The following is a 16,327-nucleotide window of genomic DNA, read 5'->3' on the forward strand; positions in this document are numbered from 1 at the left end:
GGCTGAGTCTGTGCGTGGTGCCGCACTGTCGGTCATGCCGGCCGCGGCCGGGTCCGCCGCGTCACCGGGAGGAACGGGCCGGCCGGCACAGCGCCCCAGCCGAGGCTCTGGCCGGCGTGTGCCGCCGGGCCACCCGGTTCCTTCGCTTCGGGGCCGAAACACGATCCGCTGGACCGCGCCACCCGCCCGAGGTGGTGGCCGGGCTGCCGGCCGGCGGCACGACGGATGGCGATGAGGGCGACGTCATCGCCGAGACGGCGGGCGGTGTGCGCGAGCAGATCGCGTCTGATGTGGTGGAGCAGGGCTTCGGGCCCGTCCTCGACCCACTGGGCGGTGCGTTCCGCGAACGGGTAGAAGACGCCGTTCCGGTCGCGGGCCTCGATGACGCCGTCGGTGTAGAGCAGCAGGGTGTCGCCGGGGCCGAAGGGCAGCACGTCGAGGCTGTACACGTCGGCCCCGGTCATCCCGACGCCGAGCGGAGGCGCGGGCGTGAGGTCCGGGACCGTCACGGCGCGGCCCGGACCGAGCAGCAGAGGGGCCACATGTCCGCAACTGGTCACCCGGATGATGGCGTCGTCGTCCGGGATCTCCAGCAGAAGAGCGGTGGCGAAGCGTTCGCCGGTCTCCTCGTCGGGTTCGAAGTCGCTGAGGTAGCGGGCGACGCTCCGCTCCAGGGCGGCGGCCAGTTGGGGCAGCGTGGCGTGCAGATGGGCGGCCTCACGGAAGGCGCCGAGCACGAGGGCCGCCTCGCCGACGGCAGGCAGCCCTTTGCCGCGGACGTCGCCGATCATCACGCGGACCGCACCCTCGGTGCGGGCGGCGGCGTACAGATCACCCCCGATCTCGGCCTCGTCCTCGGCCGCCAGATAGAGACATGCGAGGTGCAGCGGGCCGATCCGGGTCGGCAACGGCCACAGCAGGACGTGCTGGGCGGCCTCGGCGACCGACCGCACCTGGGCGAGCTGGCGTCCACGCCGATCGCGTAGCACGCACATGATCACGACCACCGACGTCAGCACCCCGAGGGCGATGACCTCGACGATCACGTTCCGCGAGAACAGCGCGTGGGAGCGCCACCCGATGAACGCCTGCGCGACCATGGCCAGCGTTCCCACGGCCCCGGTCGTCCACGGGCCGTCGAACCACGCGGTGAGGGCGGGCGCGATCACCAGAAGCGGTCCGAGGACGATGTCGGCCGGGGCAATGATGTCCGCGACCGAGATCAGGACAATGAGCACCACTGGAATGACCAGCAGTATGACTTTCGACGGCCACGGCCGCTCGAGGCTGGAAAAGCCTCGCTGCCACAAGCCCATGCCTCCCACAGTGCACCACGGTGGAGCGGCTTGCGAGTGAAAGGAGCGGTCGACGGAGCGATCCCGCCGATCTCGGCCGGCAACCGCGTGCGTCGCAGCGGTTGCCGCCGGTCAGCGGTGCGACGGCCCGGATATCCGGATCACTCGGATGTCGCCTGCTCCGGGATTGTCTCTTCTCTCAGGACCGGTTGTTCCGGCGGTGGGAAGAGGAAATTCTCCAGGGCGTCCAGAGCGAACATGACCAGAAGGAGTATCACCGGGACAAGCAGGGCTATGAGGATCACGGTGCCCCCTAGTGCAGCAGTGATCAGAACGGCGCTCCATTGGCAACAGTTCCAGCCTCAGCATGGGGCCGAACGGAGTACCCCGCATGCCGGGAATCGGAAGTTTGTAGGCCAATTGGGTGGCGTCTTCTCGTCAGGATGCGGGTCCGGGCGCAAGGCGCGATTCTGGGATCTGCGCCATGCCGTTTCCGCTGGTGAGAAGCGTGGGATCCCAGGGGCTGCCGATGATTCCGGCGGCGGGATCGGACTGTCAGCCGGGAGTGTTCTCGGCCCTCAGCCGCACTTGCTCCTCCAGTCGCCTCAGGCTGCTGTCGAGGGCCTCGTGCACTGAGCTCTCGCCCGGGTCATGGCGGTCGTCGAAGAACGACAGATGCACGGTCACTTCGCTGGTTCCGCTGCCGATGCCCGCAACCTGGAGCCAACCGGCGTAGGACCCCTCGTCGCGGGTGCCCCACTCGATGCGCATCTGCTCGGGCCGTGCCTTCAGCAGCGCGGACATGTCCCGCTCGGCGAGATCGTCATGCACGGTGACGGCGGGCGGGACCTCGGCATGCACGTGCAGTGCGTTCGGCAGCCAGTCCTCGAGTTGGCCGACGTCGGCGGCCTGGTCGAAGACCTTCTCGGGCAGTGCCGGCATGGTGCGTGAACGTTCGTACTCGGACATCAGGTACCCCTCCTCGTCTCGGGACCGGAGAGAAGGGACGAGTCCCCTTTCTGTCGCAGATGAAGCCTTCGCCGCCGGCCGACATCCGCGGACCTCTGCTGCCGCGGGCGGGCGGACCGCAGTGTGGGCACACCATGTCGCCCGGGGTGCCGCGGACGCTCCACGGCGGCCCTACGCCCTGCCGCCGGCCCTCTCGATGCCGTCGAGGATCAGGTCGAGCCCGAATGCGAACTCGTCGCCGTAGTCGTAGCCGGGCCGGAGGACGTGCTCGATCGCCAGCTCGGCCAGGTGCGGGTAGTGCTCGGCGGCCTGCGTCAGGATGGCCTGCGCCAGATCAGCCGTCTCACCTGGGGTGTCGAACGGCAAGTTGCGCTCCTGCAGGGCGAATCCGTAGATGTAGCTGTCGAGGGCCGAGTAGGCATGCGCTGTCAGCGCGACGGAGAAGCCGGCCCTGCGCAGGCACCCGATGACCGCGTCGTGATGCCGCAGCGTCGTGGGGCCGGGGGAGGTCCGCGACTCCATCAGACCGATCGCCCAGCGGTGCCGGGACAGGACCAGGCGCACCGAGATCGCCCGACGGCGCAGCGCCGTCTTCCAGTCACCCTCAGGGGACGGAAGCTCGATCTCCTCGAAAACCAGGTCGATCATGCCGTCGAGCAGGTCTTCCTTGTTGGCGACGTGCGTGTAGAGAGACATCGCCTCGACGCCGACCGCCTCGCCGAGCTTGCGCATGGTGAGCGCCTCGATCCCGCTCTCGTCGGCCAGCGCGACAGCGGCGTGGAGCACCTTCTCGCGGCTGAGGGGGACACGGGGCGCCCGGTCACGACCGGTGCGCGGGGTCATCGGCGTTCTTCCGTCTTCACCTTGACAACCTTACTGGGTAAGGAAGAGCTTTACGACGTAAGGATCCAGACGCTGAGACTCCCAGGACCAGGAGCGTCCCGATGCAGCCCACGTCGCTCGACTCCCCCAGCGGGCCGGCCGCCACGGCCCCCCGCGCGACCACGATGCGGTCGATCGTGCAGGACCGGTACGGGCCGGACGAGGTGCTGGTGAAGGTGCACGCGGCCGGCGTGGACCGCGGCACCCGGCACATCATGGCCGGGCTGCCCTATCCGATCCGGCTGGCAGGGTTCGCAGGCCCAAGAACCGTTCCTGGGGACTGAGCATGCGTTGCACGGGCTCAGTCGGACGCTCCGAACGGTGTTGGGCGTCCTGGTCTCCCGCTTTCGCGCCGCGTCTGGTCCCAGTGGATCGTGTCCGTGGTCCGAGGATGCGGGGGCGGGTTCCCTCACGCCCTGGGGTGCCGCTTGCGGCCTGGGCGGTCCGATGCTCCTGTCCATCGCTCTGGTGGGCAGAAGGCGGTGCCGTCCGTCGCCGGATGCGGTGCCCGAGGGCGCGCCTGCCGATCGCGATGCTCGCGGCATCGTGACGGGTGGTTTTCCTGGTCTTGCCGGTGAGGGGTTTCTGCCAGTGCTGGGCGCCCCATCGGCTGGTGTAGGCCGGGTCCACGGCGACGATGGTGATGCCGAGTTCGGCCGCCATGCTGACGAGCCGGGCCCGCAGCTTGGACACGGGCATGCCGGAGATCACCTGCCTGAACCGCTTCTGGCGGCCGTGTTTCTCCCGGGTTTTCTCCGTGCTGAAGTCGAGGTGTTCGATCGCGATCGACAGGCCGTGGCGTTGGGCCCAGTGCAGGAGCCGGATCAGTGCATGCCGTACCTGGGCGTCACGATGGTTTGCGGTGCCGGACAGATCGTAGAAGAACCGGCGCGGTTCGCCGCAGGGGTTGCCGTGCTGATCGAGGCGCCAGGCGGCGAGGTGGTCGGCGTTGGTGTCCACGCCGATCAGACCGCCCTTGCGGGCTTGGGACAGCGGGACGGTCTTGACTGGTGGGATCGTCCAGGAGGCGGTGAGGTACCAGCGCAAGCGGCCCATGTCGTAGTGGATGCGGTAGGCCACGGCCCGGTTCACCGAGACGCGGTCGGCCCATTGCTCGCGCCGGTGGTGGAAGACCACGGTTGAGGTCAGGACGTAGCGGCCATGCGGGGCGTTGGCCAGGTGCGCAAGCGGGACGGGGAGCTTGAGGGAGATTTCGCCGTCCGGGGTGACGCGGATCGTCTCGTTCCCCAACCGCTTGCCCGATTCGCCGTCCGCCCGCAGGAACCAGCGCGATGCTTCCCACCGCCGCCGCCATGCGTGCTCGGTGAGCTGCGCCGCCTCGAGGTGGTGTCGGGTGTTAAGTAGGCGCTTACCCCCTCGCACCACCCGCACCCGCCCCCTGCCGTGATCGGCCCGCTCCCGCTCCAGCCGGTCCTCCAGCAGACGCAGCCGCCGGGACTTTTGGAACCACTCCTGCCGAGTGCGGTATCCGCCAGGCGCCCGCCTCGAGCCCTTCTCGACCACCGGCAGCGACAACCGGCTGGCGATCGTCTTGATGCCGGCCTCAAGGCTGTGAATGTGCGCCAACTGGGCACGCCGCGCCAGCGCCCACTGATCGTGGGTGGCCTTCGTGATGCTCCCGGCCCACCGCGAGGACGACGTGTCGGTCAGAGCCCGCTTGCGCTGCGCCCACGTATCCGCGGAGTGCTCCAGGCCCTCAGCGCACCGGCGTTTGAGATCCTTCGAGGCCAACGACCCCAGATGCGCACCGACCAGACGTAACACCTCGTCATCGTCGGGCGTGAGGCCCTTGATGCGGGTGCGGATCGCCACGCCCGACGGGCCGACCGCCACGAAGGGAGCAGCGATCGCGCGCAACGACTCACCACGCATCGATGTACCCCCTCCACAACGCTTTATCAGCAACAGGAAGAACGGTACGGGCGGGCACTGACATTCAGTGCCGACATGCGACGTGTGCACGCTGCAACACCACAAACCACTACACACTCACACACACTTCTGCACATCCGAAAACGAACAGCTCCCAACCCCAGCCCGGGGCGCGGTTTCGCCGGGACCGTCGAAGCCGTGGGCGCCTCCGTGACGGGCGTCGCGACGGGCGACGAGGTGTACGGCACGTGCCACAGCTCGTTCGCCGAGTACGCCTGCGTCCGGGCCGACAGGCAGTCCGCCAAGCCCGCGGATCTCTCCTTCGACCAGGCGGCCGCCGTCCCCATCTCCGGCGTCACCGCCCTGCAGGCCGTTCGCGACCACGGCCGGGTGCGGCCGGGACAACAGGTGCTCGTCGTCGGGGCGTCGGGAGGCGTGGGAATGTTCGCCGTGCAGATCGCCAAGGCCTACGGAGCCGAGGTGACGGCCGTGTGCCGTACCACCAAGGCCGACCTGGTCCACGCCCTCGGCGCCGACCGGGTCATCGACTACACCCGTGCGGACTTCGCCGACGGCCGGCACCGCTACGACGTCGTCCTCGACATCGGAGGCAGCCGCCGGCTGTCGGATCTCCGCCGCACTCTGACCCCGAAGGGACGCCTCGTCATCGTCGGGGGCGAGAACGGCGGTCGCTGGCTCGGCGGCGTCGACCGTCAGCTCCGGGCTCAACTGCTGTCCCCTTGGACCGCTCAGACCCTCGGCACATTCGTCGCGTCGGAGAACGCCGACGACCTGGCATCCCTGTCCGGCCTCATCGAGGGCGGCAAGGTCTCACCGGTCATCGACCGGGTCTACCCGCTCAGCGAGACCGCCGCGGCCATCCGGCACCTGCTGGACGGTCGGACCCGCGGCAAGCTCGTGATCACCCTCCGGTCCGCGGGCGACCGTATCTGAGTATCTGCGGCGGCGGCCGGCCGCGCGCGCCTCGACTTGCGGACGGCCACCCCGGCGGTAGCGTCTGCTGGTGACCGCCACCGCACGAAGGAGCAGGTGCATGGGCCTGGAACGGTGGATTCAAGCGTGGCCGGTGTACCGCCAGATCACGGGGGCGGACCGGCTGGGCCGGGGCAAGGCCGCCCAGTCGAAGCGCTCGGCGGGCCTGAGACCCCGCGTCGACGAGGCGGACCGGGTCGCGGACTCGGTCTGCCCCTACTGCGCGGTGGGCTGCGCGCAGCGCGTCTACGTCAAGGACGAGCGGGTCATCCAGATCGAGGGCAACCCGCACAGCCCGATCTCGCGTGGTCGCCTGTGCCCCAAGGGCTCGGCCAGCAAGCAGCTCGTGACCGGCCCGCAGCGCGAGCAGAAGGTGCGGTACAGGCCCCCGTACGCCACCGAGTGGCAGGAACTGGACCTGGAGACGGCCGTTGACATGGTGGCCGACCGGATGCTGGACGCGCGCCGCAAGGGCTGGCAGGACACCGACGAGGCCGGTAACACGCTCCGGCGCACCATGGGTTTCGCGGGCCTGGGCGGCGCCACGCTCGACAACGAGGAAAACTACCTGATCAAGAAGCTGTTCACCGCTCTCGGTGCGCTTCAGATCGAGAACCAGGCGCGTATTTGACACTCCGCCACCGTTCCCGGTCTGGGAGCTTCGTTCGGACGTGGCGGCGCCACCGACTACCAGCAGGACCTGATCAATGCCGACTGCATCATCATCATGGGCTCGAACATGGCCGAGGCCCATCCGGTCGGGTTCCAGTGGGTGATGGAGGCCAAGGCGCGCGGTGCCAGGGTCATCCACATCGACCCCCGGTTCAGCCGCACCAGTGCGCTGGCCGACCAGCACGTCACGCTGCGCGCCGGCACCGACATCGCCTTCCTGGGCGGCGTGGTCAACCACATCCTGTCCAACGGCCTGGAGTTCCGTGAGTACGTGAGGGCGTACACCAATGCGGGATGCCTCCTGAGCGAGCGGTTTCAGGACACCGAGGACCTGGACGGCCTGTTCAGTGGCTACGACCCGCACACCGCCTCGTACGACCCGTCGAGTTGGGCGTACGAGAGCATCCAGGCCGAGGAGCGCGCGGGCCACCGGAACAAGGAGCAGTCCGCGCCGTACCAGCACGGCGCCGGCGGCCCGGCCGTCGAGGGATGCTCCGGCGATGTCGCGTCCGATCCGGACCTCGCGCATCCCCGCAGTGTGTTCCAGGTGCTCAAGCGGCACTTCTCCCGCTACACGCCCGAGATGGTGGAGCGGATCTGCGGGGTGCCCCAGGACCTGTTCCTGGACGTGTGCCGCGCCTGGACGCAGAACTCCGGCCGGGAGCGCACCACCGCACTGGTGTACAGCGTCGGCTGGACCCAGCACTCCGTCGGCGTCCAGTACATCCGGGCGGGTGCGATCGTCCAGCTCCTGATGGGCAACATCGGCCGTCCCGGCGGCGGCATCTACGCGCTGCGCGGGCACGCCAGCATCCAGGGCTCCACCGATATCCCGACCCTGTTCAACCTCCTGCCCGGCTATCTGCCGATGCCGGACACCACCCACGAGAACCTGGCGACCTATCTGAACGGAGTCCGCCGCCCCAAGCAGAAGGGGTTCTGGGGCAACGCCGGCTCCTACATGATCTCCCTGCTCAAGGAGTACTGGGGCGACGCGGCGACCGCGGAGAACGACTACTGCTTCGACTACCTGCCGCGGATCAACGGCGACCACGGCACGTACCGCACCGTGATGGACATGGTCGACGGGAAGGTCTTCGGCTACTTCCTGCTCGGCCAGAACCCGGCGGTCGGATCGGCCCACGGCCGGCTGCAGCGCCTGGGCATGGCGAACCTCGAGTGGCTGGTGGTGCGCGACCTCACGATGATCGAGAGCGCCTCGTTCTGGAAGGACGCTCCCGAGATCGAGACCGGCGAGATCGTCACCGAACGCTGCCCCACGGAGGTGTTCTTCTTCCCGGCCGCCTCGCACGTGGAGAAGGCCGGCACGTTCACCCAGACGCAGCGGATGCTGCAATGGCGGGACCAGGCCGTCGAACCGAGCGGGGACCAGCGCTCGGAGCTGTGGTTCTTCTACCAGCTCGGCCTGCGCATCAAGGAGAAGCTCTCCGGCTCGACCGACGAACGCGACCGCCCGGTTCTCGACCTCGCCTGGGACTACCGGACCGAGGGCGAGGAACCGTCCCCGGCGGACGTGCTGCGCCACATCAACGGGATCGACCTGCGCACCGGCCGGACGGTCGACAGCTACCTCGACCTCAAGGACGACGGCTCCACCTCCTGCGGCTGCTGGATCTACAGCGGGGTCTACGCCGACGAGGTCAACCAGGCCCGCCGCCGCAAGTCGCGGCTGGAACAGGGTCCGTACGACGCGGAGTGGGGCTGGACGTGGCCGTTGAACCGGCGCGTCCTGTACAACCGGGCCTCCGCCGATCCGCAGGGGCGGCCCTGGAGTAAGCGCAAGGCCCTCGTGTGGTGGGACGAGGAGCGCCACGAGTGGACCGGACACGACATTCCCGACTTCGAGAAGAACAAGCCGCCCGACTACCGGCCGCCGGAGGGGGCATCGGGGCCGGAGGCGCTTTCCGGCAGCGACGCGTTCATCATGATGGCCGACGGCAAGGGGTGGCTGTTCGCCCCGGCCGGGCTGGCCGACGGCCCGCTGCCCACCCACTACGAGCCTGCGGAGTCCCCGCTGCGGAACCTGCTCTACGGCCAGCAGGGCAATCCGGTGCGGAAGGTGTACGGGCGTCCCGACAACCCGTCCAACCCCGCGCCGCCCGAGGCGCACCACGAGGTGTTCCCCTTTGTGTTCACCGCCTCGCGGCTCACCGAGCACCACACCGCGGGCGGCATGAGCCGGCAACTGCCGTACCTCTCGGAGCTTCAGCCGGAACTCTTCGTGGAGGTGTCACCGGAGCTCGCGTCCGAACGCGGTCTGCGCCACCTTGACCGGGCCCATGTGATCACGAGCCGGACCGCGGTGGACGCCCGCGTGGTCGTCACCGACCGGATGGCGCCGCTGCGGGTCGACGGCCGGATCATCCACCAGGTCTGGATGCCCTACCACTGGGGCTCCACGGGGCTCACTCGCGGCGACGTGGTCAACGACCTGATCGGCGTGGTGGCCGACCCCAATGTGCTCATCCAGGAGAGCAAGGTACTGACCTGCGACATCCGCCCCGGACCCCGGCCTCGGGGCCCCGCCCTGCTGGAGTACGTGAAGGAGTACCGCCGCCGGGCCGGGATCACACCGGCGACCGGCACCCGCATCCTGACGACCGGTGCCGACCAGAGCCCGGCCCACACCGAACCGGGCCGTCCGGAGGAGTCCTCATGACGGACAAGCACAGCCTCTACGGGCCGCTCGAGGACCCCGCGGCGGACGCCGGCCACAGCGACCCGCCACCCCGCGTGGGCTTCTTCACGGACACCTCCGTGTGCATCGGCTGCAAAGCGTGCGAAGTGGCGTGCAAGGAATGGAACGACGTCCCGGAGGACGGCATCGAGCTCCTCGGCATGTCGTACGACAACACCGGCATGCTCGGCGCGAGTTCCTGGCGGCACGTCGCGTTCGTGGAGCAGGAGCGCCCGCTGGGCCGGCAGGACCCGGGGCTGTCCGGACTTCCCACGGGCCCCTCCAGCACCGAGGCCACCGCGGAGGTGGTCGCCGACGCCGTGCGCGACTCCCCACGCGGCGGCGGCGAGCTGGGCACCGGCCCGGTCGACCTCGGGTTCCCCTCCTTCGAACTGCCCGGAGCCACCGCCGGTGCGGAGAGCCGTACCCAGTTCCGCTGGCTGATGGCCTCCGACGTGTGCAAGCACTGCACGCACGCCGGCTGTCTCGACGTCTGCCCCACGGGAGCGCTCTTCCGCACCGAGTTCGGATCGGTCGTGGTGCAGCCCGACATCTGCAACGGCTGCGGCTACTGCGTGTCCGGCTGCCCGTACGGGGTCATCGACCGCCGGCCCGACGACGGGCGCGCCTGGAAGTGCACCCTGTGCTACGACCGGCTGCGCGGCGACCTGGAGCCGGCCTGCGCCAAGGCCTGTCCGACGGACTCCATTCAGTTCGGGCCGCTCGACGAACTGCGCGAGCGCGCCGACCGGCGGCTGGAGCAACTGCACGAGGCGGGCGTGAGCGAGGCACGGCTGTACGGGCGGGACCCCGACGACGGCGTGGGCGGCGACGGGGCCTTCTTCCTGCTGCTCGACGAGCCGGAGGTGTACGGCCTGCCACCGGATCCCGTCGTACCCACGCGTGACCTGCCGTCCATGTGGAAGTACGCCGGTGTGGCGGCCTCGGGCCTGCTGGCCGCGTCCGTCGCCGCCTTCCTGAAAGGAGGCAGGCGATGACCGAAGAGGACGGAGTCCTGCATGAGCCGCGCAGCGACACGCACGCCGACGACGCCCACGCACTCACCTTCGGCTCGGGCGGCCGCCGCGACGCGGGACACGAGGGGTCCGCCGTGCCGCGCACGGACTTCCGCTCGTACTACGGCCGGCCGGTGCTGAAACCGCCGGTGTGGGAGTGGAAGGTGCCGGCCTATCTGTTCACCGGCGGCCTCTCGGCGGGAGGCGCCCTGCTCGCGGCCGGCGCCGACGTCACAGGACGCCCCGAGCTGCGCCGGTGGAGCCGCCTGGGCGGCTTCGGCGCCTTGCTGGCAAGCAGCTACTTCCTGATCGCCGACCTCGGCCGGCCCGAGCGGTTCCACCACATGCTCCGGGTCGCGAAGCCGAGTTCACCGATGTCCGTCGGCACCTGGATCCTCATGGCCTACAGTCCTGGCATCAGTCTTGCCGCCACGGCGGAGCTGCTGCCCGCCACCCTGCGCAGCAGCCTGCCCGGGCGGCTGCTGCACAACGCGGCCCGCCCGGCCGGGATGTCCTCGGCGGCCATCGCACCGGCGCTCGCCGCCTACACGGCGGTGCTGCTCTCCCAGACGGCCGTGCCGGCCTGGCATGAGGCCCGCCAGGAGCTCCCCTTCGTGTTCACCGGGTCAGCCGCCGCCAGCGGCGGCGGTCTCGGAATGCTCGTGGCCCCAGTGGACGAGGCAGGCCCCGCCCGGCGACTGGGCGCGGTGGGGGCCGCGGTCGAACTCGTCGCGGCCCGGCTGATCGATCGCCGGCCGGGTCTGGTACCCAAGGCCTACACCACCGGACGGGCCCACCGTCTGCGCCAGGCGTCGGAGTGCCTCACACTCGGCGGAGCACTCGCCGCCGTGACGGTCGCCCGGCGCAGCCGCGCAGCCGCAGTGGCGGCCGGACTGTCGCTGCTCGCCGGCAGCGCCCTGCAGCGCTTCGGCACCTTCGAGGCGGGCGTCGCGTCCACGAAGGACCCCGCCTACGTCGTGGTCCCGCAACGTGAACGCCTGAACGCCGCGGCTGGCGAGCGACACGCACATTGAAGGCTCCCCCCCGGAAGGCGGGGGATTCCCGCCCGGCCTGGTGGCCGGACGCCCCCCGGCGGGGCGCCTTCGGGCGTGCGTGGGGATTTACGGCTCAGGCTGCCACCGGAGCCGGCGGTCTTACGCCCTCGGCACCGTCCGGGTTCCAACCTGCCCGGACCAGCATCACGCGGGCGGAGTTCTTATCCCTGGGGGATACGGCTCCGCACACGGTGCAGGCATAGGTTCGTTCGGAGAGAGGTAGTGCGTGCTTGGTTCTCGCTCCGCACTGCGCACAGTCCATCGTGGTGTGCGCCGGGTGCACGAGACGGACGTCTCGCGCGTGTTTGCGGCCCATCTCGAGCAGGGCGCGTTTGGTCGCTGCGATGGCGGCATCCGCCGCTTTGCGGGCCATGGTGGTCTTCGCGAGGAACTTCGGCCGGAAGTCCTCCACGGCAACCCCGTCATGACCGCGCATCACACGCTTGGCCCACTTGCGGGCGGTGTCCTCCCGCTGCCGAGCCACCTTCTTGTTCAGCTTCGCGGCCTGGGCTTGCGCCTGCCGGTAGCCGGCGGATGCGGGCTGTCCCTTCGGCCGGCGCCGCCGGGCCATCATCCGCTGGTACTTCGCAAGCCGCTGCGCGGCCCGCTTGCCGTGCTCGGCGTTCGGGAGGTCGTAGGCGTCATCGGTGGTGGTGGCGGTCTCCTTCACACCCCAGTCCACGCCCAGGAAGCGGCCGGTCTCAGAGAGCGGCTCGACCTGAGCCGGGAGGACGAAGGACGCGTGCCAGTGGCCGAGGCTGTCCTGGTACACGCGCACACTGGACGGATCCGCGGGCAGCTCCCGCGACCACACCACCGTCAGGACGATCCCGCCCGCAAGGTGCAGACGACCGTCATCAAGCCGGAAGCCGCGCCGGGTGTAGTTCAGGCTCGGCCGCGCCTCCCGCTTCTTCTTCCACCTGGGCATCCCCGCCCGGCGGTGTGTCGGAAGCCGGTCCTTGATGTCCTTCAGGGCCTTCGCGCGGGACTTGGCGAAGTCGCGTATCACCTGCTGCTGAGGGACCGAAGCGCCCTCAGCGAGCCAGGGCGTCATCCTGCGGGCCTCGGTCAGCATCTTGTCGAGCTGCGCCGGGCCACACGTCAGCTTCTCGCCCGTTGCCCTGGCCTGCTGATACACGGCCTTCGACTTCGCCACACATTCGTTCCAGATCCACCGGCACCGGTCCCACTCGGCTTCAAGCTGACGCCGGGCCGTCGCGGACAGGCGCACGCGGAAGGTGTACCGGGCATGCCCGGACACTTCCGTGTGCGCCTCTGTCGTCACGCACCTGAACCTACCCGGGAGGACTGACAGTTGAGAGCTCTTGATCATTATGGGCTGCCTCACGCCGACGTGGAGTGGACGCCGGATCGCCCTGGCGGCGATCCGGCTATCCCTGCCCTGCTCCGCAGGAGCCCGATTCCTCCCCGGCCTGAAAGCCGGGGCATCCTCGGAGGTCCCAGGTGAGCTCGGCCGACGGCGACGCCAGGCGAGAGGGCCCCTCGGCCCGGCCGCCGAGCCGGGACCCGCTTGTCAGTGCAGTGCGGCCAGCCGGGCCGCCGCGCTGTCCAGCAGCATCTCCAGTGCCGTCGGGTAGGCGCTGGCGACCATCCGCGTGGCGAGAAGCGGAGCGGCCTCGGCGATGCGCGGGTGGGTCGCGGCGGGAAGCCGGGCGTACGTGGAGCGCCACATGCCCTCGTCGGCACGCAGAGCGGCCCTCGGCAGCGCCAGGGAGGCCGCGTCGAGCGCGGCGAAGGCGAGAGTCTGGTCGATGAAGGCGTGGTAGATCCGGACCGTGTCGGGCAGCGGGAACCCGGCTGTGCGCAGCACCTCCAGGACCGCCTCGTCGGCCGCCAGCTCGTTCGGCCGGCCGGTGACGCGGCTCGCTGTCAGCTGGGCCGCCTGCGGATGGGCCACATAGGCGGCATGGATCCGCAGTCCGACGGCACGCAGGTCCGCACGCCACTCCCCCGTCGCCTCCCAGCCCTGCAGAGCCTGCCCGATGAGGGCGTCGCCGATGGCGAGGGTGAGGTCGTCCATGCCGCGGAAGTAGCGGTAGAGCGTGCTCGGGTCGCAGTCGAGCGCCGTCCCGAGGCGCCGTGCGGTGAGTCCCGAGCTGCCGTGCTCGCGCAGCATCCGCAGCGCGGTCTCGACGATCAGGCTCTCTGACAGCACGGTGCCGCTCTTGGTGGGACGGCGCCGTCGCCGCCTCTCCTCGGGCACCACCTGCTTCGGCACCACGTCCTCCTCGGTCGCCCCTTATGCCAACGCCATTGACCTTACGGGAACACCGGGCGTTGTATCTGCGGCCAAGGGCGCGCCTTGCCATCCGAGACACCGAAGCATCCAGAGACCGACAGGGAGTCTTGCCATGCGTGTACTGCTCGTGGGAGCCGGCGGCGTGGGCACCGCGATCACCCGGATCGCTGCCCGGCGTGCGTTCTTCGAGACGATGGTGGTCGCCGACTATGACCCGGCCCGTGCCGAGGCGGCCGTGGCGGCCCTCGGCGACGACGGCCGCTTCGTCGCGGAATCCGTGGACGCGGGCGACGAGGCCGCGGTGGCCGCACTGCTGGCCCGGCACCGCTGCGACGTGCTGGTCAACGCGACCGACCCGCGGTTCGTCATGCCGTTGTTCCAGGCGGCGCGTACGGCCGGGGCCACCTACCTCGACATGGCGATGTCACTGTCCCGTCCGCACCCCGAACGCCCCTACGAGGAATGCGGGGTCAAGCTCGGCGACGCCCAGTTCGCGCAGGCCGACGAGTGGGAGAAGGAGGGCATGCTCGCGCTCGTCGGAATGGGCGTGGAGCCGGGCCTTTCGGACGTGTTCGCCCGCTACGCGGCCGATGAACTCTTCGACGAGATCGAGGAGATCGGCATCCGCGACGGCGCGAACCTCACCGTCGACGGCTATGACTTCGCACCGTCCTTCAGCATCTGGACCACGATCGAGGAGTGCCTCAACCCGCCCGTCGTCTACGAGGCCGGGCGGGGCTGGTTCACCACGGCACCGTTCAGCGAGCCCGAGGTGTTCGACTTCCCGGAGGGCATCGGCGAGGTCGAGTGCGTGAACGTGGAACACGAGGAGGTGCTGCTGGTCCCGCGCTGGGTGGACGCCCGCCGCGTCACCTTCAAGTACGGGTTGGGGCGGGAGTTCGTCGAGACGCTGAGGACGCTCCACCTGCTCGGACTCGACCGCACCGATCCGGTGACGGTGCCGGGCCCGGCCGGTCCGGTCGCCGTCTCGCCGCGGGACGTCGTCGCGGCCTGTCTGCCGGACCCCGCGACGCTGGGTGAGCGCATGCACGGCAAGACCTGCGCGGGCACCTGGGTGCGCGGCACCAAGGGCGGGGCATCGCGCGAGGTGTATCTGTACCACGTGGTCGACAACCAGTGGTCCATGGCGGAGTACGGCTGCCAGGCCGTGGTGTGGCAGACGGCCGTCAACCCCGTGATCGCTCTGGAACTGCTCGCCACGGGCGCCTGGTCCGGCTCGGGCGTCCTCGGCCCGGAGGCCTTCCGGCCTCGTCCGTTCCTGGAGCTGCTGACGGCTTACGGCTCGCCCTGGGGCATGCGCGAGCAGTGACCTCCCGGAGTGGCGCTGCCGGCCACGAACGCGTTCGCGGCCGGCGCTTCACCCGTCTCGCACGGGCGCCGCACCGCCCCGGCCACTCGGCTCCGGGGACGGCGAGGTCCGGGTACGGGCGGCGAGGACGTGGTGCGGCGGGTCGGCGCCGATGCGAGGGACCTCGTACTCGCCGTTGCCGGGCCGCGGGCACGGTCACCCCCGGGTGTGCAGCGGCCGGCGAGGCCCGGTCTACGCGGTGGTGTGGAAGTAGTGACCCTTCTCGAGGTCGTCGATGAGCCCGGCGCCCGTCGGCTGCCACTCCAGCAGTTCACGGGTCAGGGTGCTGGAGGCCGGGCTGTCGAGTGCGATGAAGCCGGCCAGCCAGCCGAAGTGTTCGGCCGCGGACTCCTGGGGGACGGAGGCCACGGGGAGATCGAGATGCCGCCCGATCACTTCCGCGACGGCGCGGATCTGCACTCCTTCGTCGGCGGTCGCGTGCAGCACCGATCCGGCCGGAGCGTTCTCGAGGGCGAGACGGAACAGGCGCGCCGCGTCGAGCCGGTGCACGGCGGGCCAGCGGTCGGTCCCGTCGCCTACGTAGCCCGCCACGCCCTTGGCCCGGGCGACGCCGACCAGTGCGGCCATGAAGCCTTGGTCCCCGTCGCCGTGCACCGTGGGAGGCAGCCGCACCACGGACGAACGGACGTCACGGGAAGCGAGGGAGAGCGCGAGCTGCGCGGTACCCATCCGGGTCCGCGGACCGGAGCTCAGATGCTCGATGGAGAGGTCGGGGCCCGTGTCCTCCTCGGTGGCCACGCGTCCCGGGGCGAGCCCGAGCGTCCCGGAGGCGAGCACGAACGGCCGCCCGGAACCCGCGAGCGCGTCGCCGAACGTCTCGACGGCACGGCGGTCCGCATCGGCGGCGCCCTGGAAATCTCCAGAGAAGGCGATGTCGTGCTTGAACGCCAGGTGGATCACACCGTCCGACTCGGCGGCCGCGCCGCGCAGGACCTCGAGATCGTCGAGGGTGCCGCGCCGCACCTCGGCTCCGGCCGCGGTGAGTGCGGCGGCCGAAGCGTCCGAGCGGGCGAGCCCGACGACCTGATGGCCCGCGCCGATGAGTTCGGGAACGACGGCGGAGCCGATCCAGCCGGACGCGCCTGTGACGAAAACCCGCATGGAAAGTCCTTCAGGTAGGTCGACCGTCCTGGGCGCGAGGGGGCCGCACGGAAGGTCGATGTCAGTGACTGTCATCGACCGTAGCACCGATGTCAGTAACTGT

13 protein-coding genes are annotated in these 16,327 nt (G+C 70.2%); 5 read left to right on the forward strand and 8 right to left on the reverse strand.

The annotated features are described in order from the left end of the window. Positions 1–32 precede the first annotated feature (32 nt). The 5 genes from ACQEXA_RS05470 to ACQEXA_RS05490 form a co-directional block, all read right to left on the reverse strand. A complete protein-coding gene (locus ACQEXA_RS05470) occupies positions 33–1,316 on the reverse strand; it encodes a PP2C family protein-serine/threonine phosphatase (protein ID WP_432936657.1) in 1,284 nt (427 codons plus the stop codon). A gap of 140 nt (positions 1,317–1,456) precedes the next feature. Further along, a complete protein-coding gene (locus ACQEXA_RS05475) occupies positions 1,457–1,600 on the reverse strand; it encodes a hypothetical protein (RefSeq protein ID WP_359400510.1) in 144 nt (47 codons plus the stop codon). 250 nt (positions 1,601–1,850) lie between these two features. Then, positions 1,851–2,264: an SRPBCC family protein gene (locus ACQEXA_RS05480; RefSeq protein ID WP_432936654.1), complete on the reverse strand. Its 414-nt coding sequence runs from the start codon at positions 2,262–2,264 to the stop codon at positions 1,851–1,853. A gap of 171 nt (positions 2,265–2,435) precedes the next feature. Next, positions 2,436–3,107: a TetR/AcrR family transcriptional regulator C-terminal domain-containing protein gene (locus tag ACQEXA_RS05485; protein WP_432936652.1), complete on the reverse strand. Its 672-nt coding sequence runs from the start codon at positions 3,105–3,107 to the stop codon at positions 2,436–2,438. 252 nt (positions 3,108–3,359) lie between these two features. Then, positions 3,360–5,039 carry an IS200/IS605 family accessory protein TnpB-related protein gene (locus tag ACQEXA_RS05490; RefSeq protein ID WP_433128855.1) on the reverse strand — a complete coding sequence of 560 codons (1,680 nt, stop codon included), beginning with the start codon at positions 5,037–5,039 and terminating at the stop codon, positions 3,360–3,362. A 75-nt stretch (positions 5,040–5,114) separates the two neighbouring features. Here ACQEXA_RS05490 and ACQEXA_RS05495 point away from each other — a divergent pair, with 75 nt between their 5' ends. The 4 genes from ACQEXA_RS05495 to nrfD all read left to right on the forward strand — a co-directional run bounded on the left by ACQEXA_RS05495 (position 5,115) and on the right by nrfD (position 11,452). Then, positions 5,115–5,993, forward strand: coding sequence for an NAD(P)-dependent alcohol dehydrogenase (locus ACQEXA_RS05495; protein ID WP_432936647.1), 879 nt, complete (start codon positions 5,115–5,117; stop codon positions 5,991–5,993). 100 nt (positions 5,994–6,093) lie between these two features. Beyond that, on the forward strand, positions 6,094–9,384 hold the full coding sequence (gene fdh, locus ACQEXA_RS05500) for a formate dehydrogenase (RefSeq protein WP_432936645.1): 3,291 nt from the start codon (positions 6,094–6,096) through the stop codon (positions 9,382–9,384). Beyond that, positions 9,381–10,400, forward strand: a complete 1,020-nt coding sequence (locus ACQEXA_RS05505) for a 4Fe-4S dicluster domain-containing protein (protein ID WP_432936639.1) — start codon at positions 9,381–9,383, stop codon at positions 10,398–10,400. The genes fdh and ACQEXA_RS05505 overlap by 4 nt, the downstream gene beginning before the upstream one ends. Continuing rightward, positions 10,397–11,452 carry an NrfD/PsrC family molybdoenzyme membrane anchor subunit gene (nrfD, locus tag ACQEXA_RS05510; protein WP_433128857.1) on the forward strand — a complete coding sequence of 352 codons (1,056 nt, stop codon included), beginning with the start codon at positions 10,397–10,399 and terminating at the stop codon, positions 11,450–11,452. Before ACQEXA_RS05505 ends, nrfD begins: the two co-directional genes overlap by 4 nt. A 94-nt stretch (positions 11,453–11,546) precedes the next feature. On the opposite strand, the gene ACQEXA_RS05515 is transcribed toward nrfD, so the two are convergent. After that, entirely contained in the window at positions 11,547–12,758 is a 1,212-nt protein-coding gene (locus ACQEXA_RS05515) for an RNA-guided endonuclease InsQ/TnpB family protein (protein WP_432936635.1), read from the reverse strand. A gap of 249 nt (positions 12,759–13,007) precedes the next feature. Then, positions 13,008–13,712: a TetR/AcrR family transcriptional regulator gene (locus ACQEXA_RS05520; protein ID WP_432936633.1), complete on the reverse strand. Its 705-nt coding sequence runs from the start codon at positions 13,710–13,712 to the stop codon at positions 13,008–13,010. A 133-nt stretch (positions 13,713–13,845) separates the two neighbouring features. Between ACQEXA_RS05520 and ACQEXA_RS05525 the strand changes: the two genes are divergently transcribed. Beyond that, positions 13,846–15,063 carry a saccharopine dehydrogenase family protein gene (locus ACQEXA_RS05525; RefSeq protein ID WP_432936631.1) on the forward strand — a complete coding sequence of 406 codons (1,218 nt, stop codon included), beginning with the start codon at positions 13,846–13,848 and terminating at the stop codon, positions 15,061–15,063. A 231-nt stretch (positions 15,064–15,294) separates the two neighbouring features. Here the strand turns inward: ACQEXA_RS05525 and ACQEXA_RS05530 are convergent, their stop codons facing one another. Next, positions 15,295–16,224, reverse strand: coding sequence for an SDR family oxidoreductase (locus tag ACQEXA_RS05530; RefSeq protein ID WP_432936629.1), 930 nt, complete (start codon positions 16,222–16,224; stop codon positions 15,295–15,297). Positions 16,225–16,327: the final 103 nt, after the last annotated feature.

Origin of the sequence: Streptomyces sp. CA-106110 (genome assembly GCF_050936285.1) — a bacterium.
Lineage (GTDB): Bacteria > Actinomycetota > Actinomycetes > Streptomycetales > Streptomycetaceae > Streptomyces.